We start from the raw sequence: 19439 nt of genomic DNA, 5'->3' as shown, positions 1-19439 counted from the left end.
ATATGGAGTTTTTGCTTATAATAATGAATTTTTTTAAGATTGGATTATTTACAATAGGTGGTGGATTAGTAGTTTTATCATTAATACAAGATTTAGCGGCAAAGTACGGATGGCTTACAACAGAGCAGTTTACCAACATGATAGCTATAGCACAATCTACTCCTGGTGCTATAGGCATAAACACAGCAACATTTGTAGGATATTCAAAGATTGGGATACTTGGAGGTATACTTGCAACTGTAGCCGTGGTATTACCGGGTACAATAATAGCAGTAATAATATCACATTTTATAAATGCATATAGTAACAATAAGTATGTTGTATATGGGTTAAGTGGTATAAGGATAGTAGTAATAGGTATAATATTAGCTGCTATATGTAACATAGGAAAATTGGTTTTAATTGATATAAAATCAGCAATACTTACTGTTATATTTTTTATAGCAGTTTACAAATATAAAAAACATCCTATAGTTTATATAACAATGGGAGCTATAGTAGGGATGATTGTATATAGATAAACAGGGGTGAAGTAAATGGATGAATTGATGAAAAAATTGACCGTTTATTAGCTAAATTATTTTATTGATAGTAATCAAAATAGCTCCAAGAATAAAAAAATTTCAAATTATTAACAGAGATATAAAAGAATTGAGAAAAGGGTATTGGTTGTAGGGGAGTAGAAATCTTTCCTACAAGTTAGCCCAAATAGTACTACTAAAGATAACTAATAGAATTGTTTTTTCAAAACCTATTGACAAAACAAAATAATCTCTGTATAATAACCATTAATAAATTAAAAAGATTAAATATTCAAAAACTTTGACAGAGAGAAAAATATCAATGATATCTGCAGAGAGCTGGTGATAAGGTGAAAACCAGTGATAGAAATGATATATAATGATCACTCTTGAGTTGCTTTCGTTGAAAGGACATCCGATTAAGCAAAGCCGTGTGCTGACGTTAAAAAGCTAGGGTTCATTTAGTTGATTTCTAGATCGACCTGAGTAGAGTGGTAGCTTTTTTAGTTACAAATAGGGTGGTAACGCGAAACAAATCTTTCGTCCCTATATACATATATCTGGTATGTATATAGGGATGGAAGATTTTTTTATTTGTAAATTATTATAATATTAGACATAGTTATCACTTCTGTTCTTTAGCAAAACAGCGAGATAAACAAATAAAGCAGTCCAATATAGAAGGAGGTGGATTAATGACAAAATGTATAAGTGCTAGATTAGACAACGGATTAGAGTCATTAGTTAGAGTAACAAACATACTTAGAAGGAAAGAATTTAAGATAAAAGATATTAAGATGACATCTTCAACGGAAGACTGCCATTCTGAACTAGTATTGACAATATACGAAAATGAAAGATTAGGGATAAAACAAGCTATAAATCAGATGAAAAAAGTACACGATGTATGTGATATCAAGGAGGTAAACTAAAATGACAAAGATGTATTATGACAAAGATGCTAAACTAGAATTATTAAAGGATAAGAAAGTTGCGATTATAGGTTATGGAAGCCAAGGACATGCACATGCATTAAATTTAAAAGAAAGTGGGCTAGAAGTTGTAGTAGGACTATACAAGGAAAGTAAATCATGGGACAAGGCAGAAGCAGAGGGTTTAAAGGTAATGGAGGTAGCAGAAGCTGTTAAACAAAGCAATGTAGTGATGGTATTACTACCTGATACAAAGCAAAGAGGAGTATATGTTGAAAATATAAAACCACATCTAAAAGATGGAGATGCGCTTGTATTTGCACATGGTTTTAACATTCAATTCAATCAAATAGTACCACCTAAAAATGTAGATGTGTTTATGGTAGCGCCAAAAGGACCAGGACATTTAGTTAGAAGAGTGTTTAGTGAAGGTAAAGGAGTACCTGCATTAATAGCAGTTCAACAAGACTATACATCATGTGCAAAAGAGTTAGCGCTAGCATATGCAAAGGGGATAGGTGCAACGAGAGCAGGAGTTATTGAGACAACCTTCAAAGAAGAGACAGAGACAGATTTATTTGGAGAACAGGCTGTGCTTTGTGGAGGAGTAACAGAGCTGATAAAGGCGGGATTTGACACGCTTGTAGAAGCAGGGTATCAAGAAGAAATAGCGTACTTCGAATGTCTTCATGAGATGAAACTTATAGTAGATTTGTTCTATGAAGGAGGCTTTGAAAAGATGCGAGCTAGCATCAGCGATACAGCAGAGTATGGAGATTATAAAGTAGGCAACAGGATAATAACACAAGAAACTAGAAAAGAAATGAAAATAGTTTTGAAAGAAATACAAACAGGAAGATTCGCAAAAGATTGGATTGAAGAAAATAGTATAAATAGACCAGAATATAGTGCGTTAAAACAAAAAGAGTTGTCACATTCAATAGTTAATGTTGGGAAAAGGCTAAGACAAATGATGTCATGGATATAAAAAGAGGTGAATAAAATGATGTTAACAGGGGCAGAGGTTATATTAAAGTTCTTAGAAACACAAAAAATAGATACTATATTTGGATATCCGGGAGGAGCGGTGATACCTTTATACGATGAATTATACAAAGTAAGACATAAATTTAATCATATTAGGTGTGCACATGAACAAGGTTGTGTGCATGGTGCAGATGGATACGCTAGAGTGACAGGAAAAGTAGGAGTTTGCATTGTTACATCTGGGCCAGGAGCTACAAATGCTGTCACAGGTATAGCTACGGCCTATATGGATTCTGTCCCGTTAGTTATCATTTCAGGACAAGTCCCAATGCAGTTATTGGGGCGAGATTCATTTCAAGAAATAGACTTAACAGGCATAACGATGTCTATAACTAAACACAATTATATTGTTAAAGACGTGATGAAATTACCTAAAATATTAGAAGAAGCATTTACTATAGCTAAGGAGGGTAGACCTGGCCCTGTATTGATAGATATTCCTAAAGACATATTTACAAAACAGATTGAGTTTACAGGATTTTGTCCTTTGGAAAATAGTAAATTAATGAGTTTAAATAGTGAAGAAATTAAAGCAGTGGCACAAATGATTAATGACTCAAAGAAACCTATAATATATGCTGGAGGAGGCGTAATATCATCAGGAGCACACAGTGAACTATCTAATTTAGCCAAGACTTCAAACATACCTGTAGTAAATACTCTTATGGGATTAGGATGTTTTAATAGATATGATAAATTATCTTTAGGTATAGTTGGGATGCATGGGTTTAAAGAAGCCAATTTAGCAGTAAATAATAGTGATTTAATCATAGCGTTAGGAGCAAGATTTAGTGATAGAGTAATAGGAAAAGCAGATGAATTTGCACCACAAGCTAAGATTATACATGTAGATATAGACAACACAGAAGCAAGTAAAAATATAGACAGTTTATTGACAATAATTGGAGATGTCAAAGAAGTATTAAATCAAGTTATGAAACATATAAAACCTCAAGATAGAAATCAGTGGTTAAGAGAGGTCCAAAGTTATAAACAAGAAGATGTGAAAAATGAAGATTTTACACCAAAGAATATATTAAAAACATTAGGAGATAGTTATAAACAAGATACAATCGTAGTAACAGATGTTGGTCAACATCAGATGTGGACAGCTCAATACTGGAAATTCACAAAACCCAGAACGTTTATAACATCAGGGGGATTAGGAACAATGGGATTTGGATTAGGAGCAGCTATAGGTGCAAAGATAGGAAAACAAGATAAGAGAGTAGTATTGATAACAGGTGATGGCAGTTTTAGAATGAATTGCAACGAACTAAGTACAGTTGCAAAATGCAAATTACCAGTAATAATAGTACTTTTTAATAACAGCACTTTAGGGATGGTAAGGCAATGGCAGACCCTTTTTAGCGGTCAAAGATATTCACAAACAGACATAACAGGGGAAGTGGATTATATTAAGTTAGCAAAAGCGTATGGAATCAATGGCTACAAAGTAGACAACCTAAAAGGTTTACAGACTACTATAGAGATACATTGCCAAAATGATAATGAAGCTGTATTAGTAGAGTGTACTATAGACAAAGATGAGATGGTATTACCAATAGTTCCAGCAGGAGTAGCAATAAGCGAACAAATAATTGGATAAGTGATATATTCTTAGTGAAAAAAATTCAGAAAATTCAAAATTTCTATTGACAAAATTTTAATAGGGTTATATAATACGAATAATTTAAAAATTAAAAGAACCAAACAATCATGAATATTAAAACTATGACAGAGAAAAAAGTACTATATCTTAATTACAGAGAGCTGATGGGTGGTGAGAATCAGGTGTTAAGGATAGTATAATACTCACTCTTGAGTTGCTTAATTGAAAGGTTATACTAATTAGATTAAGACGGTTGCTAGCGTTAAATAGCTATGTTTATTACAAACAATAGAGAGGTAGTTTTAACTACAAATAGGGTGGTAACGCGTAAGAAATCTTTCGTCCCTATGTACATATATAAATCGAGTATGTATATAGGAATGAAAGATTTTTTTATATATGCAGTTAAATTGAACCTATATTGATACATCTCTATTCTTTAATAAAGCGCAGAGATAAATTATAAAAGTAAAAACTTAAGTCAATGTCTAAAGGAGGTGCAATAATGACTAAATCTATAAAAGCTGTTTTAAACAATGGCTTAGATTCTATGGTTAGGTTGACAAATATATTAAGAAAAAAAGAATATAGGATTAAAGATATTCACATGACATCATATGAAAACAGCCATTGTGTGGATTTACTACTGACTATATATGAAGATGAAGATACTGGAGTTAAAAGAATTATAAATCAAATGAAAAAAATTCATGATGTATACGATATCGAGGAGGTTAATTAAATGACAAAAATGTATTATAACGATGATGCTAATATAGAAATATTAAAAGATAAAAAGGTGGCAATTATAGGGTATGGAAGTCAAGGACATGCACATGCATTGAACCTGAAAGAGAGTGGGGTTCAAGTAGTAGTAGGTTTGTACAAAGGAAGTAAGTCATGGCCAAAAGCACAGGCAGAAGGACTGAAAGTTGTAGAAGTAGCAGATGCAGTTAAACAAGCAGATGTCATCATGATACTTTTGCCAGATACAAAGCAAAGAGGAGTATATGAAGAGAGTATAAAACCATATTTAAAAGAAGGAGTAGCATTAGTATTTGCTCATGGATTCAATATACAATTCAATCAAATAGTACCACCCAAAAACGTAGATGTATTTATGGTAGCTCCAAAAGGACCAGGACATTTAGTTAGAAGAGTATATACAGAAGGTAAAGGAGTACCGGCTTTAATAGCGATATACCAAGATTATACATCAAGAGCAAAAGAACTAGCGTTAGCATATGCTAATGGAATAGGGGCAACTAGAGCAGGCGTTATAGAAACAACTTTTAAAGAAGAAACAGAGACAGATTTATTTGGAGAGCAAGCTGTGCTATGTGGAGGAGTAACAGAGTTGATAAAGGCAGGTTTTGATACTCTAGTAGAAGCTGGGTATCAAGAAGAGATAGCATATTTTGAATGCTTGCACGAAATGAAACTTATAGTAGATTTGTTCTATGAAGGAGGCTTTGAAAAGATGCGAGCTAGCATCAGTGATACAGCTGAATATGGAGATTATAAGATAGGAAACAGAATAATAACAGAAGATACAAGAAGAGAAATGAAAAAAGTTTTAGAAGAAATACAGACAGGAAAATTTGCAAAAGATTGGATTACAGAAAATAGCATAAATAGGCCTGAGTACAGTGCATTAAAACAACAAGAATTATCACATTCTATAGTAAATGTGGGGAAGAAACTAAGAGAAATGATGTCTTGGATCGGGTAATTAAAGTTACTATATTAGTAAGATTATCGAAAGAGGTGAATATATATGAGACTTAATGGAGCAGAAATCGTGTTGCACTATCTAAGAAAAGAAAACGTAGATACAGTATTTGGTTATCCAGGTGGAGCAGTAGTACCATTATACAATGAATTATATAAAATGAAGAGCGAGATTAAACACGTCAGATGTGCTCATGAACAAGGATGTGTTCATGCAGCAGATGGATATGCTAGAACAACTGGTAAAGTTGGTGTATGTTTTCTTACATCAGGGCCGGGGGTGACAAATGCAATAACAGGTATTGCAGCAGCGTATATGGATTCTATTCCATTAGTCGTTATTTCAGGTCAAGTAACAACGAAGTTATTGGGAAGTGATTCTTTTCAAGAAGTTGACATAACAGGAGTTACTATGACGTTAACTAAACATAACTATTTAGTTAAAGACATAACTAATCTACCTCAAATAATGGCAGAGGCATTTGACATTGCTAATAGTGGCAGGAGAGGACCTGTTTTAATAGATATACCAAAAGATATTCTGATTCAGCATATAGACATTGATGAAGATATAAAGGCTTATAAAGAAATAAAAAATAAGCAGCAAATACCAGAAAATCGTATTCAGCAAATAGCTGATATGATAGATAATGCAGAAAGACCAATAATATATGCTGGAGGAGGGGTAATAGCATCAGGTAGTTCAAATGAATTAAAAAAGTTAGCAAAAAAGACGGGAATACCTGTTGCTAATACATTGATGGGTCTAGGATGTTACCCAAGAGATGATAATTTATCACTAGGAATGGTTGGGATGCATGGATTTAGAGAAGCTAACCTAGCTGTAAAAAATAGCGATTTACTTATAGGAATCGGAGTAAGATTTAGTGACAGAGCAATAGGGACAAATTGCCATTATTTAAACACAAAAATAATACACATAGATATAGATGATACCGAAATAAACAAAAATATGAAATGTGACATATCACTAGCAGGAAACGTGAAGAATATACTATGTCAATTAATTAAAAAAACAATGTATAAAGATAGAAAAGAGTGGATCGCTCTAATTAGAAAGTGGGATGGCGTACACAATCAAAATTGTATAAACTTTACTCCTAAGAATATATTAAATAGATTACAGAAATACTATAATAAGGACACAATAATTTCAACAGATGTTGGACAACATCAGATGTGGGTTGCTCAATACTGGAAATTTAAAGAGCCAGCAACATTCTTGACATCCGGAGGACTTGGAGCTATGGGATATGGTTTAGGAGCGGCGCTAGGGGCAAAGCTAGGTAAACCAGACAAAAAAGTAATATTGGTTACTGGGGATGGAAGTTTTAGAATGAACTGCAATGAAATGAGTACAGCTACCAAATATAATTTGCCAATAATTATAATAATGCTAAATAACAGTTCTTTAGGATTAGTAAGACAATTGCAAAAACACTTTGCTGATGGTAGATATTCACAAACAGAAATGACCAATGATGTTGATTATATTATGCTTGCAAAATCATATAGCTTTGAGAGTTATCAAGTCGACAATTTAGATGACTTAGAAAAAGTATTGAACAAAGTAAGATTAAAGACTAAAAATTCTGTCTTTATTGAATGTATTATAGACGTACAAGAGCTTGTATTACCAATAGTTCCACCAGATAAAGCCATAGATGAGCAAATATTATACTAGCATTTTTAAAAGATTACTTTCATCATAAACCCATATATAATCTCTATGTATTTATTTCATTAACTTAATATTTGATGACTTGTATTAAAATAATTTAGATGTTAACATAAAGTTGGATGAACAAGTGTGCTTCACACACGTACTAATTACTTACAGGAGAGGATATATTATGTATAATAAATACTTAGTAATAGATAAAAGCATATTACCTGGAGTTTTTGATAAAGTAATACTTGCTAAAGAACTGCTTAGAACAGGCAGTGAGAAAGAAGTAACAGAAGCCGTAAGAAAAGCAGGAATAAGTAGAAGTACTTTTTATAAGTATAAAGATTATGTATTTGCTGTTTCAGAGGGAAGTATTGGAAAGAAAGTAACCATCGCGTTGTTATTAACACATAGACCTGGTTTACTATCTAACATACTTAATGTAATGGCAAATTCAAAATGCAATATACTAACGATAAACCAAGATATACCTATAAATAGTACAGCTAATGTCAGTGTAACCTTTGATAGGACTAGTGCAATAGAAAGCCTAGATGATATAATGCAAAAGATAGAGAAAATGGATGGTGTTTTAAAACTGAAGCTGATAGCCATGGAGTAATTTTTATTATAGAAAAATAAATTAGACATATATGCATAAAAAATTCCAATCTTAGGAATAAATAAATTTGAATTAATTAAAACTAGAAGTATTCATAAGATCAATATACTATAAATAAAAGCTTTATGAATATTTCAGGTTAAAATATTTTTCTAAGGAGGATTTATGATTAGTCTAAAAAACATATTATTAGCGGGGATTGGGTCTGTTGCTTACACATATGAGAAAGCTGCAGAGTTAGTAGAGGAAATGGTCAAAAAAGGTGAGATAACAGTAAAACAAGGCAAGGATCTAACCGATGAGCTTAAAAAGAAGACTTTTAAAAGCATGGATGTAGCAGAAGATAAATTAAATGGCGTATTATCCAATATTCAGAGCATGACAAAAACTGAAATTGATGAAGTAAAAAAGAAAATAAATGAATTGGAGAAGAAATAAGCTTTTATATAAAGCTTATTTCTGATATTAACCAATGAGTCGTATTAAAGAAAAGAGACGAATAAAAGAAATTCTATCTATATTTGTTAAATACGGAATAAAAAAAGATAGAATAAATCCAGAAAATTTGAGAAAAGCATTAGAAGAACTAGGACCTACATATATAAAGCTTGGACAAATCTTATCTACTAGACCAGATATTATTCCCCAAATATATATAAAAGAGTTTGAAAAACTTCAAGATAATGTTAAACAACTTCCATATGAAATAGTACAAGGTATATTAACAGATAATTATAATGATGAAATAGAAGATATTTTTCTAAAAATAGACAAACAACCACTAGCCTCTGCATCTATAGCACAAGTACATAGAGCAGTACTTAAAAATGGAAAAAACGTAGTGCTTAAAATACTTAGGCCAGATGTTAGAGAGACTATGCTTAGCGATATGAAAATACTAAGGAAGTTAGCTGTGTTTGCGAAGATAACTCCACAGATGCAGGTAATTGATGCAAAAGAAGCTATAGATTTCTTCATAGAAGTAATAAAAAAAGAGCTAAATTTGGTACAAGAAGCAAAAAATCTAGAGACATTTTATGAGAATAATAAAAACTCAAAAATAGTAAAATGCCCAAAAGTATTTATGGAGTATAGTAGTTATAATATACTTGTAATGGAATATATTCAGGGTATCAAAATAACGAATATTAAAGAACTACAAAATCAGGGATATGATTTAGAAGAAATAGGGCGTAAATTAGCGCATAATTACTTAAAACAAGTGTTAGAAGATGGATTTTTTCATGGAGATCCACATCCAGGAAATATAATAATTTGTGATAGAAAAATAGTATTTTTAGATTTTGGACTTGTAGGACAAATAGATAAAAATATGAGAAAAGAATTTGACAATCTTTTGATTGCAGTTGGAACAAGAGATATCCAAAAAATAACTCATTCAGTAATGAAAATAGGTATAAAAAAAGGCAAGATTAATGTACGAAAGCTATATTCAGATATAGAAGAAATATATGTTCAATATATAGAAGAATCACTAGTTAATATAAATATAGTACAGATAATAAACGATGTGACAAGAGCAGCAAAACAAAACAACATCAATATGCCTGTGAGTATTATAGTGTATGCAAAAGGTATGATGACAATAGAAGGTGTAATTGAATCATTAGCTCCTGACATGAGTATTATGGACATAGCAATACCGTATATGCAGTCCAATATGCTTTTAAAAAAGGATATCAAAAAAGAGCTTTTTAAGCAACTCAACAATGCATATACATCTTACAAGAAAACGCTAAAAATACCTTCAAAGACACTAGAAGTACTAAATGCAGTGAATGCAGGAAAGTTAAAAATCAAGTTAGAGCACTTAAGGCTAGAGAAGAGTATAAACTATATTAGTAAAATGATCAATAGAATAGTAGTAAGTCTTGTAATAGCATCTATGATAATAGGGTCTTCATTAGTTATAAATGCAAATACAGGCTCTAAGATATACGGCATATCGTTTTTGGGGATGATAGGATATATAATTGCAGCATTGATGGGAGTATGGTTAGTTATATCAATTATGAAATCAGGTAAAATGTGAAAATTACTTAGAAGGAGTTATATCAATACATTCAATTCCTTCTATCAAAGTTAGATTTTTTATAATAGTGTAATTTGGTATATTCAAAGGGTTACTAATAGTCAGCTCTATAAGCAATGTGTCCTTATTTGTTTCTTCCATGCTTATATTATCAATAGAAATCTTCAAATCACCTAGTATAGTACCTATTTTACCAATTTGTCCAGGAGTATTAATAGTGGTTATATTCACATAAGAATAGATTTTGGATTGGTTGATAAATGGCTCAAACTTGGAAAATATAACAAGAGTAACCAATATTAAAAAGGTAGTTACCACAGAGCCTATATAAAATCCACTTCCAACAGCTAGACCTATGCCTGCAACTGTCCATAATCCCGCAGCAGTAGTTAACCCCTTAACAGTAGAGCCTTCTTTAATAATGGTACCAGCACCTAAAAAACCGATGCCACTGATAACTTGAGCACCCATACGAGTAGGATCTATATTACTAAGGTGATAATTATTATTGAATAAATATATACCGCATAGCATGACCAGAGTAGATCCCATACAAACTAAGATATGAGTTCTAAAACCAGCAGGTCTATTTTTCCCTTCTCGTTGCAAGCCTATCAATCCACCTAGTAGTAAAGCTAAGGCTAATCTAAATATAATACAGGATGTACTTAACATAAAAGCCTCCTATTTATTTTTAAAATGATTAAAAAATAGATTATAATATATTATGCCATATAATCCAAAATTGATAAAGACAATATTTAGCAAAAAAAGCGTTTGACATAAATTTACACATGATTTAAGTTGACATAACGGCTAAATTTAGGTATAATTAATATTCGTTAGACTAAATAAAAATATGGAGAGATGGCTGAGTCTGGCTGAAGGCGCTCGCCTGGAAAGCGGGTAGGCGGCAAATACCGTCTCGAGGGTTCAAATCCCTCTCTCTCCGCCATTTAAAGTTTGCCGTACTAGATGGGGAGGTAGCGGTGCCCTGTAACCTGCAATCCGCTATAGCAGGGTTGAATTCCTAGTGGAGGCGCTTTATTGTAAGGTCTGCCTTAGATAAGTGGCGTTGAAGATCGGGTCTTACGCAATGAAAATCTATGAACCCCGTCAGGTCCGGAAGGAAGCAGCGGTAAGTAGACACTTTCATGTGCCGTAGGGGTGCCTGGTCCGAGTTAACTGTTTGAGTAACGCTTGGAGTGATGTGTCGAAATTAGGTGTACGGCTAAAATAAATCCATGACTATGAGTGTTGTGGATTTATTTTAATATAAACTAATTTGTTTGATTTTTTCTAGATAATTTGGGATAATATACATATCATTTAGAATAGGGTGATGTTATGAGTTACAAAGCTTTATATAGACAATTTAGACCTCTAAATTTCGAGGGGATGTATGGTCAAGATCATATAGTTACAATATTAAAAAATCAAATAATAAATGAAAGCGTAGCACATGCTTACTTGTTCTCTGGAACCAGAGGGACAGGTAAAACAACGACGGCTAAAATCTTCGCTAGAGCAGTTAACTGTCCTAATAGCAAGGATGGTAATCCGTGCAATGAATGCCAGACATGTCTTAGTTTACTAGGTGGTACAAACCTAGATGTATTAGAAATGGATGCGGCTTCAAATAACAGTGTAGATGATATAAGAGATTTAAAAGATAAGGTAAAATATCCGCCTACAAATGGAAAATACAAAGTCTATATAATAGACGAGGTACACATGCTAAGCAAAGGTGCGTTTAATGCATTACTAAAAACATTAGAAGAACCACCGCAGTATTTGATATTCATATTGGCTACAACTGAGCCACACAAGTTGCCAGCAACTATTCTATCTAGGTGTCAAAGATATGATTTAAAGAGAATAAGTACCGATGATGTAGTGAAAAATATGGAAGAGATATGTGATAAAATAGGTATCTCTGTTGAAGAAAAAGCACTTAGATTAATAGCTAGAAATTGTGATGGCGCAATGAGAGATGCACTTAGCATACTAGATCAGTGTATTTCATTGACAGATAAAACACTTACATATGATTATGTGTTGTCAATCATGGGAGCAGTAAACAATGATGCAGTCTTTGGCGTAAGTCAGAGTATAATAGATCAAGATATATATATGACGCTAAAGCAGATTAATGATATAATAAATGATGGTAAAGATATAGGTCAATTCATAAAAGACTTAATAGCACATTATAGAAATCTGATAATCTGTAAAGCAGTAGATAAACCAGAAGATATAATAGATATATCAACAGATAATCAAATCAAGATTAAAGAACAAAGTCAAAATATAAGTATAGCAACGATAACAAGAATAATAAACTTGTTGTCAGAAGCAGAAAACAAAGTTAAAAAGACAACACAACCTAGGATAATACTAGAAGTGACGATGATAAAAATACTCAATCCAGAAGATGATAAATCGTTTGAAGGAATAGTAAGTAGAATAGACAAAATAGAACAAACAATAGCCAGTGGAAATATAAAAATAACAACCAATAATAACAGGCAAGCCGTAGAAAAACCACTACCTAAAAAAAGAAATGAAGAAAAAAAAGAAGCTAAAAAGGTATTACCAAAAGAAAATGAGAGTAAAGAGCAGATAAAACAGCAGACACACGAAAATGTAGATATATTAAAGGACATAAAACAAAACTGGAAGAATATAATTAACAAGATGAAAAAAGAGAAGATAAAAGTATTTACACTCATAAGTCATGGAGAGGTAGAAGATGTAAAGAATAATAATGTTATAATCTCGTTTAAAAAAGAAAGTGAATTCTTTAAAAATGCGTTAGAAACAGACGATAACAAAAAGTATGTAGAGGGATTTTTATCAGATAGCTTAAACACAGATGTTTCAGTTAAATATATACTTGATGGTCAAAGCTATGATACTGAGGAAAATAAAAGAAAAGAATCCCTAATAGATAAGACAAAACAATTATTTACAGAGGATATTGTAGAAGTAAAATAATAGATAAATTAGGAGGAGATAAAATGGCTAAAGGTGGATTTAGAGGAATGCCAAATATGGGTAATATGATGAAACAAGTTCAACAAATGCAAAAAAAGATGGCTAAAATGCAAGCAGAGCTAGAAGAAAGAGAAGTAGAAACTAGCTCAGGCGGTGGAGCTGTTAAGGTTAAGGCTAATGGTAAAAAAGAAATATTAGAAATAAAAATTGACCAAGATGTAGTTGATCCAGATGACGTAGAAATGCTAGAAGATTTAGTACTAGCAGCTGTAAATGAAGCTATAAGAACAGCAGATGAAATGGTAAATAAAGAAATGGGCAAAGTAACAGGCGGTATGAATATTCCAGGGATGTTTTAGTAAGTAAGGGAGCATTTTAAAATGCTCTCTTTATTTATTAATATATTTTAGTTTAGATATGTTATAATATAAACAGTTTAGTTTACCAAACGAACAAAGAAAAAGGGTGAAAAAATGGATTATTATGCTGAACCTATAGCAATATTAATAGAAGAGCTATCTAAGCTTCCTGGTATTGGTAAGAAGACAGCTCAAAGGCTAGCTTACCATATACTCAATGCGAGTAACAAAGAGGCTATGAGTCTAGCAAATGCAATAGTAAATGCAAAAAGAAATATAAAATACTGTAGTATATGCAATAACCTCACACAAAAAGACCCGTGTAATATATGCCAAGGAGCAAAAAGAGATAAGTCTATTATATGCGTAGTAGAAGGACCGAAGGATGTAGTGGCTATGGAGAAAACTAGAGAGTTCAATGGTATGTATCATGTATTACATGGAAGTATATCACCAATGGATGGTATAGGACCAGAAGAGATTAAAATAAAAGAGCTTTTAATAAGATTACAAGATAGTACGGTAAAAGAAGTTATACTAGCTACCAATCCAACTATAGAGGGAGAAGCAACAGCTATGTATATCAGTAGACTATTAAAGCAAACAGGTATCAAGATGACAAGGATAGCATACGGAATACCGGTAGGTGGAGATTTAGAGTATGCAGACGAAGTGACATTATCAAAAGCGCTTCAAAATAGAAGAGAGATATAATTTAGAATTATAAGAATTTGTACTAAGCACATCGATGGACTGTTATATATGCATATCAGTCCTTTTTTATGTAATAGATATATAGACGATATTGTGCAAGGAAAGTTGCGATTATAAATTGATATCTAGATATAATTTACTTAGAAAGGAGATGTGGCAATGGATTGTATTAACAAAATGAAACGTGCAATAGATTATATAGAAGAAAATATCACAGAAAAAATTGATATGGATATAGTTGCTCAGAAGGCATGTTGTTCATCATATAATTTTCAGAGATTATTTTCTTTTATAGCAGATATTTCTTTAGGAGAGTATATAAGAAGGAGAAAACTCACACTTGCTGCTTTGGAGATTAAAAATAGTAGCACAAAAATTATTGACATAGCACTAAAATATGGCTACGAATCACCAGTATCATTTACAAGAGCGTTTGTATCTTTACATGGTATAACTCCAACTATGGCGCGTAAGAATTGTGCAATACTAAAGGCATTCCCACAAATATCTTTTCATATATCAGTAAAAGGAGAGATTGAAATGGATTATCGCATTGAAAAAAAGGAATCATTTGAGGTATTTGGTATTGAGACTACAACTTCAGCAGATAAAGTAGTCGAGGAAGTAGGAAAATTTTGGAACGAGTGTCAGCGAAATGGGTCATATGAAGAACTTCAAAAGAGAGTAAAAGAGCAACCGGAGGTTTTACCAAAGGACATGTGCAAAGTGCATGCAGTTATGAATCATAGAAAGTCAAGAAAAGATACATTTTGTTATATGTTGTGTGGCATCGTTACAAAGGATAGTGACACCACAGGATATACAAAAGTTGTAATACCACAGCAGACATATGTTGTATTTGCATCACAAGAAACATCATGGGATAAAACTAGTCAAGAGATTAAACGAATAAACAAAAGATTTTATAGTGAGTGGCTTCCAATGTCAGAATACGAAAGAGTAGATGGACCTGAGTTTGAAATCTACGGAGGAACACCAGAAAAAGCGTACTTTGAAATATGGATACCTATAGAAAAGAAATAAACAAAGAGCTGTCAAAGAGATAATTGTCTTATGGCAGCTCTTTATTTTTTTCTTACAAAAATAAATCATTTCTTAGTAATAATATCCATAAAACCCACGTATAACTAATTAGGAAATAGTAAATAATCATTGTATAAATAATAGGAGGGGTTAGAGTGGATAATATAGTAGCTAATATTGATAACAAAAAAAGTAAAGTTAAACAATTAAAAGACAACGCATTTTTTAAAAAAATAGTAGAAGCTTTTGAAGATGAAAAGAAAGAGACCGATAAAATGAATCTTCAAAAAGCAAAGGATGAATGGGAAAAAGCACAGATATATTTCAACAACGTAACAGAGCCAGAGTTGATAGACTATGCAATATATAATATGGAAGCAGCAAAGATAAAATATTTTTATCTATTAAAAAGAATAAGAGCACAAGAATATGCCTAAGTAAATATAAGTAATAAATTGATGTATTTATAAATATAGATAGTAATAGGACAGCCTTAATTAGTTAAACATGGGACACAAACAAATACAAGCACGAGGTGATTGATGAATGGGAGTTGAACTAAATGTAATATTAGCGTATGCATTTGGGTTAATATTGCTATATCTAGTAGGATGGATATTGATAATACCCTTAAAATACATCATAAAATTACTGATTAACGGACTTATTGGAGGGGTAGTGTTACTTGCGCTCAATTTTGTAGGTAAATTCATAGGTTTCACAATAGGGATTAATCCAATAACAGCTTTAGTAGTAGGATTTTTGGGGATACCGGGGGTTATATTACTGTTAGTATTAAATTATATATTATAGCGTAAGAAAGGCCTTCTTTTTATAAAAGTCATAAGTATAGAAACACAATATTTGGACATAATTATGATAAATAATAAAAGGAGGGTTACGAGGTGAATAATAAGAGTATTAATTCTATTATGAGAAATGAAATTGGTTCCAATGCTTGCAATAGAATTAGAAACATAGGATTCATACCGAGCGTAATATATGGGCATAATTTTATAAATCATACACTCAAATTTAGTAAAAAAGATATAAAAGATGTAATAAGAAATTTTGGAGAAAATGCTATAGTAGAAGTTGCAATAGAAAATACTAGTTTTCCTGCAATAATTAAAGAAGTACAAAGAGATTCATTAACCAATGAAATTATTCATTTGGATTTGCAAAAAATTGATATAGGTGAAAAAATAACAACAAGTATACCTATACTAATAGCAGGTAGAAAGAGTCTAGATAGTGATCATATATTACAGCAACAACTTCAAAAAATAGAAGTTGAGTGTTATCCAAATCAAGTGCCAGATAATGTATTAGTCGATATATCACAAATGGCAATGAATAAAAGCTACAAGGTAGGGGATGTTGAGCTAGGGGAAGATATCACAATACTAACTAATACAGAAGAAATAATAGCATCAATAACAAGAGCGAAAAATAACGAAGAGATAGAAGACGATGAGTACGATTATGGCATAGAAGAGAGTAAACAAGTAGATATAGAGAATAATATAGATGACAATAAAGATGATAAAGATATATAATGTTGCAGAAAGAAAGGGTTGTTAGTTAGATAGACAGCCCTTTTACTTTGCAAAATTTTTAAACTTACTAAGATTAGATTTAGATTTTTTCTTTGGTTCTTTTATAATAAGAGATTTCTTGAAATGTTTTCTTATATCAATAAACATACTTACTTCAATAACCAAAACTATTAAAACAATCATAGATAAAATAGCATAATCCATGAAATCAACTCCTATGCATTTATTAAATATTATATCATTTAATGGAGTATAGTTTGTACAAATTATTTTAATTTGATAAAATAAAATGAATACATAATGACAAGAGAGGAGTAGTTACGTTAATCTAAATTATTTGTAGTTATTAATTTTCTATGAACAATTCTAGTTTGTGTAACGAAGAAAATATGAGAGAAATAAAGCCACAAATTATAATAAATACAGTTAGAGATATGTGCATACAGTCAAATTGCATACTATCAAGAGATGTATTAAAATCAATAAAGGATGCTTTGTATGCAGAACAATCTCCGATAGGGAAGGATATACTAGAAAAAATGCTTGCCAATGCTGATATTGCAAAAGAAAAAGTAGTTCCTATATGCCAAGATACAGGTATGGCAGTTTTTTTTGTGGAGATAGGACAAGATGTATATGTCTCAGGCAAAGGAATAGAATATGCAATAAATGAGGGAGTACGCCTTGGATATGAAGATGGATATCTAAGAAAGTCAGTAGTAGCAGATCCGATTGCTAGGGTTAATACAAATGATAATACACCAGCAATAATACACTACAAGATGGTTAAAGGTGATATTTTAAAAATAAAGTTTGCACCAAAAGGTTTTGGAAGCGAAAATATGGGAGCGCTAAAAATGCTAAAACCTTCAGATGGTATAGATGGAGTAAAAAAATTTGTAATAGATACAATAAGAGAACGTGGAGCAAATGCATGTCCACCATTAGTTGTTGGAATAGGAATAGGTGGAACAATGGAAAAAGCATGTCTGATTGCAAAAGAATCACTCTTAAGAGATATAGGAGTGCATAATAAAGAAGAACATATCAAAAAACTAGAAAAGGAGCTTTTACAAGATATAAACAATCTAGGGATAGGGCCGCAGGGGCTAGGAGGTAGCACAACAGCACTAGCAGTAAACATAGAAACGTATCCAACGCATATAGCAGGGCTACCAGTAGCAGTAAACTTAAACTGCCATGTTGCAAGACATAGTGAAATAAGCTTATAATGAGGAAGTGAGAAAGTGGATAATATAACAATTACAACACCTTTTGGTGTTTCTAAGGTAGACGAATTAAAAGCAGGTGATAGGGTATATATTAGTGGAACAATATATACAGCAAGAGATGCAGCGCACAAAAGGCTAGTAGAAGCAATAGATAACGGCAAAGAACTACCTTTTGATGTGAAGGATTCTATAATATATTATGTTGGACCATGTCCAGCAAAGCCAAATCAAGTAATAGGCTCGGCTGGACCGACAACTAGTTATAGGATGGATGCATATAGTAATAAGCTATTATCGTTGGGGTTAAAAGGGATGATAGGGAAAGGAAAAAGGTCTAAGGAAGTTATAGATTCAATGATAGAAAACAAAGCGGTATATTTTGCAGCAATAGGAGGAGCAGGAGCTTTAATATCTGACTGTATCAAATCATCAGAAATAATAGCTTATGAAGATTTAAAGACAGAAGCTATAAGAAAGCTTGAAGTAGAAAGATTTCCAGCAATAGTTGCTATAGATTCACAAGGGAATAGCCTATACGATATCGAGGTATCGAAATATATGATTAAATAAAAGATGCATATATATTTGAATACTCTAATATATATATGATATTATAATGTTAAATATAGCTTTATAAGCGGTGTTTGTATAAAATTTAAAAACGTGCCAAAGGTAGTCGCACCATTTTGATAATGGGGTGATTGTTTAGCGAGAGGTGGAATATATGATTGATTTTAAAAAGGAAGAAGTAACAAAAAAAAACAAATCATTATGGGAGATTATTATTATAGTATTAGTAGCTATAGTTTGTGTAAATTATCTTATAACACTATGTAATAAGCTTGAGTATGCTTCGCTAGCAGCAGTAATAGTGCTTACAGCTTCTATTGTTACATGTAGCTTGTTGATTACAAAACTTTTATCTAGTTATGTTTATGTTCTTTTACAAGGGAGTTTAATATTTGAGAAGAAGATAGGAAGTAAGAGTAAAACGCTTCTAAAAATAAAATTACAAGATATTGATTTTATAAAACCATACAAAGAAATAAAAGATACAAAGAATATAGTGCTAAATAAATTTATAATTAGAGGAGTTAAAAACACAATCTACTATGTACAATTTACAGAAAATAATAAAAAATGTGGAGTTATATTTCAGCCCACAGATAGCTTTATAAGCGCGATAGAAAAGAAAATGAGATCAGAAAAGGAAAAAAAGCTAACAGAAATATAAAACTATACAAGTTAATTTTGTAACTATAAACATGCATATTGAATAAAAATAATGTATATAGTCTAAAATCATAATATTATCCAAAAATAATA

22 protein-coding genes, 1 tRNA gene, 1 other RNA gene and 2 other annotated features are annotated in these 19439 nt (G+C 31.7%); of the genes, 22 read left to right on the top strand and 2 right to left on the bottom strand.

From position 1 onward, the window contains the following. The first annotated feature begins 2 nt into the window (after positions 1 to 2). From P3X86_RS17470 to P3X86_RS17425, 10 genes are all read left to right on the top strand, one after another. Positions 3 to 521, top strand: coding sequence for a chromate transporter (locus P3X86_RS17470; RefSeq protein ID WP_483294011.1), 519 nt, complete (start codon positions 3 to 5; stop codon positions 519 to 521). Positions 522 to 813: 292 nt separating this feature from the next. Then, positions 814 to 1072: a binding site (T-box leader), on the top strand. Between the two features lie 144 nt (positions 1073 to 1216). Continuing rightward, positions 1217 to 1453 (top strand): ACT domain-containing protein, encoded by a 237-nt coding sequence (locus tag P3X86_RS17465; protein WP_483294010.1) that lies wholly within the window; start codon positions 1217 to 1219, stop codon positions 1451 to 1453. Position 1454: 1 nt separating this feature from the next. Next, on the top strand, positions 1455 to 2441 hold the full coding sequence (ilvC, locus tag P3X86_RS17460) for a ketol-acid reductoisomerase (RefSeq protein WP_483294009.1): 987 nt from the start codon (positions 1455 to 1457) through the stop codon (positions 2439 to 2441). Between the two features lie 15 nt (positions 2442 to 2456). Continuing rightward, complete coding sequence (ilvB, locus tag P3X86_RS17455; RefSeq protein ID WP_483294008.1) at positions 2457 to 4109, top strand: biosynthetic-type acetolactate synthase large subunit; 1653 nt, start codon at positions 2457 to 2459, stop codon at positions 4107 to 4109. Positions 4110 to 4225: 116 nt separating this feature from the next. Beyond that, positions 4226 to 4462 (top strand) — a binding site (T-box leader). 155 nt (positions 4463 to 4617) lie between these two features. Continuing rightward, a complete protein-coding gene (locus tag P3X86_RS17450; protein ID WP_483294007.1) occupies positions 4618 to 4854 on the top strand; it encodes an ACT domain-containing protein in 237 nt (78 codons plus the stop codon). Continuing rightward, positions 4855 to 5844 carry a ketol-acid reductoisomerase gene (gene ilvC, locus P3X86_RS17445; RefSeq protein ID WP_483294006.1) on the top strand — a complete coding sequence of 330 codons (990 nt, stop codon included), beginning with the start codon at positions 4855 to 4857 and terminating at the stop codon, positions 5842 to 5844. It abuts the gene before it with no gap. A 45-nt stretch (positions 5845 to 5889) separates the two neighbouring features. After that, on the top strand, positions 5890 to 7548 hold the full coding sequence (gene ilvB, locus P3X86_RS17440; protein WP_483294005.1) for a biosynthetic-type acetolactate synthase large subunit: 1659 nt from the start codon (positions 5890 to 5892) through the stop codon (positions 7546 to 7548). Between the two features lie 169 nt (positions 7549 to 7717). Beyond that, positions 7718 to 8155 (top strand): ACT domain-containing protein, encoded by a 438-nt coding sequence (locus P3X86_RS17435; protein ID WP_483294004.1) that lies wholly within the window; start codon positions 7718 to 7720, stop codon positions 8153 to 8155. 165 nt (positions 8156 to 8320) lie between these two features. Then, entirely contained in the window at positions 8321 to 8593 is a 273-nt protein-coding gene (locus P3X86_RS17430) for a phasin family protein (RefSeq protein ID WP_483294003.1), read from the top strand. Positions 8594 to 8627: 34 nt separating this feature from the next. Next, entirely contained in the window at positions 8628 to 10208 is a 1581-nt protein-coding gene (locus P3X86_RS17425; protein ID WP_483294002.1) for an ABC1 kinase family protein, read from the top strand. 3 nt (positions 10209 to 10211) lie between these two features. Here the strand turns inward: P3X86_RS17425 and P3X86_RS17420 are convergent, their stop codons facing one another. Further along, the gene (locus P3X86_RS17420) at positions 10212 to 10883 is read right to left on the bottom strand and encodes an MgtC/SapB family protein (RefSeq protein ID WP_483294001.1); all 672 of its coding nucleotides are present in this window, start codon (positions 10881 to 10883) and stop codon (positions 10212 to 10214) included. A 186-nt stretch (positions 10884 to 11069) separates the two neighbouring features. Between P3X86_RS17420 and P3X86_RS17415 the strand changes: the two genes are divergently transcribed. From P3X86_RS17415 to P3X86_RS17375, 9 genes are all read left to right on the top strand, one after another. Continuing rightward, positions 11070 to 11163: transfer RNA gene (locus P3X86_RS17415), tRNA-Ser, on the top strand. An 11-nt stretch (positions 11164 to 11174) separates the two neighbouring features. After that, an RNA gene (gene ffs / locus P3X86_RS17410) (signal recognition particle sRNA large type) lies at positions 11175 to 11439 on the top strand. A 116-nt stretch (positions 11440 to 11555) separates the two neighbouring features. Beyond that, the gene (gene dnaX, locus P3X86_RS17405; RefSeq protein WP_483294000.1) at positions 11556 to 13205 is read left to right on the top strand and encodes a DNA polymerase III subunit gamma/tau; all 1650 of its coding nucleotides are present in this window, start codon (positions 11556 to 11558) and stop codon (positions 13203 to 13205) included. A 23-nt stretch (positions 13206 to 13228) separates the two neighbouring features. After that, a complete protein-coding gene (locus P3X86_RS17400) occupies positions 13229 to 13564 on the top strand; it encodes a YbaB/EbfC family nucleoid-associated protein (RefSeq protein WP_483293999.1) in 336 nt (111 codons plus the stop codon). 114 nt (positions 13565 to 13678) lie between these two features. After that, complete coding sequence (gene recR, locus P3X86_RS17395) at positions 13679 to 14278, top strand: recombination mediator RecR (protein ID WP_483293998.1); 600 nt, start codon at positions 13679 to 13681, stop codon at positions 14276 to 14278. Positions 14279 to 14437: 159 nt separating this feature from the next. Beyond that, positions 14438 to 15322 (top strand): AraC family transcriptional regulator, encoded by an 885-nt coding sequence (locus P3X86_RS17390; protein WP_483293997.1) that lies wholly within the window; start codon positions 14438 to 14440, stop codon positions 15320 to 15322. 155 nt (positions 15323 to 15477) lie between these two features. Continuing rightward, complete coding sequence (locus tag P3X86_RS17385) at positions 15478 to 15759, top strand: DUF2508 family protein (RefSeq protein ID WP_483293996.1); 282 nt, start codon at positions 15478 to 15480, stop codon at positions 15757 to 15759. Positions 15760 to 15868: 109 nt separating this feature from the next. Then, on the top strand, positions 15869 to 16135 hold the full coding sequence (locus P3X86_RS17380; protein ID WP_483293995.1) for a pro-sigmaK processing inhibitor BofA family protein: 267 nt from the start codon (positions 15869 to 15871) through the stop codon (positions 16133 to 16135). A gap of 92 nt (positions 16136 to 16227) precedes the next feature. Beyond that, positions 16228 to 16881, top strand: a complete 654-nt coding sequence (locus P3X86_RS17375) for a 50S ribosomal protein L25 (RefSeq protein WP_483293994.1) — start codon at positions 16228 to 16230, stop codon at positions 16879 to 16881. Positions 16882 to 16923: 42 nt separating this feature from the next. Here P3X86_RS17375 and P3X86_RS17370 read toward each other — a convergent pair whose 3' ends face one another. Further along, entirely contained in the window at positions 16924 to 17085 is a 162-nt protein-coding gene (locus tag P3X86_RS17370) for a hypothetical protein (RefSeq protein ID WP_483293993.1), read from the bottom strand. Between the two features lie 185 nt (positions 17086 to 17270). On the opposite strand from P3X86_RS17370, the gene P3X86_RS17365 reads away from it, so the two are divergent. The 3 genes from P3X86_RS17365 to P3X86_RS17355 all read left to right on the top strand — a co-directional run bounded on the left by P3X86_RS17365 (position 17271) and on the right by P3X86_RS17355 (position 19347). Continuing rightward, positions 17271 to 18113: a fumarate hydratase gene (locus tag P3X86_RS17365; RefSeq protein WP_483294047.1), complete on the top strand. Its 843-nt coding sequence runs from the start codon at positions 17271 to 17273 to the stop codon at positions 18111 to 18113. A gap of 15 nt (positions 18114 to 18128) precedes the next feature. Further along, a complete protein-coding gene (locus P3X86_RS17360; protein WP_483293992.1) occupies positions 18129 to 18683 on the top strand; it encodes a Fe-S-containing hydro-lyase in 555 nt (184 codons plus the stop codon). A 154-nt stretch (positions 18684 to 18837) separates the two neighbouring features. Then, a complete protein-coding gene (locus tag P3X86_RS17355; protein WP_483293991.1) occupies positions 18838 to 19347 on the top strand; it encodes a hypothetical protein in 510 nt (169 codons plus the stop codon). The last annotated feature ends 92 nt before the right edge of the window (positions 19348 to 19439 follow it).

It is taken from the genome of Abyssisolibacter sp. ZYX002 (genome assembly GCF_056892235.1).
Note: the sequence above shows the minus strand (reverse complement) of the source record. Positions and strands in the feature narration are given on the sequence as shown.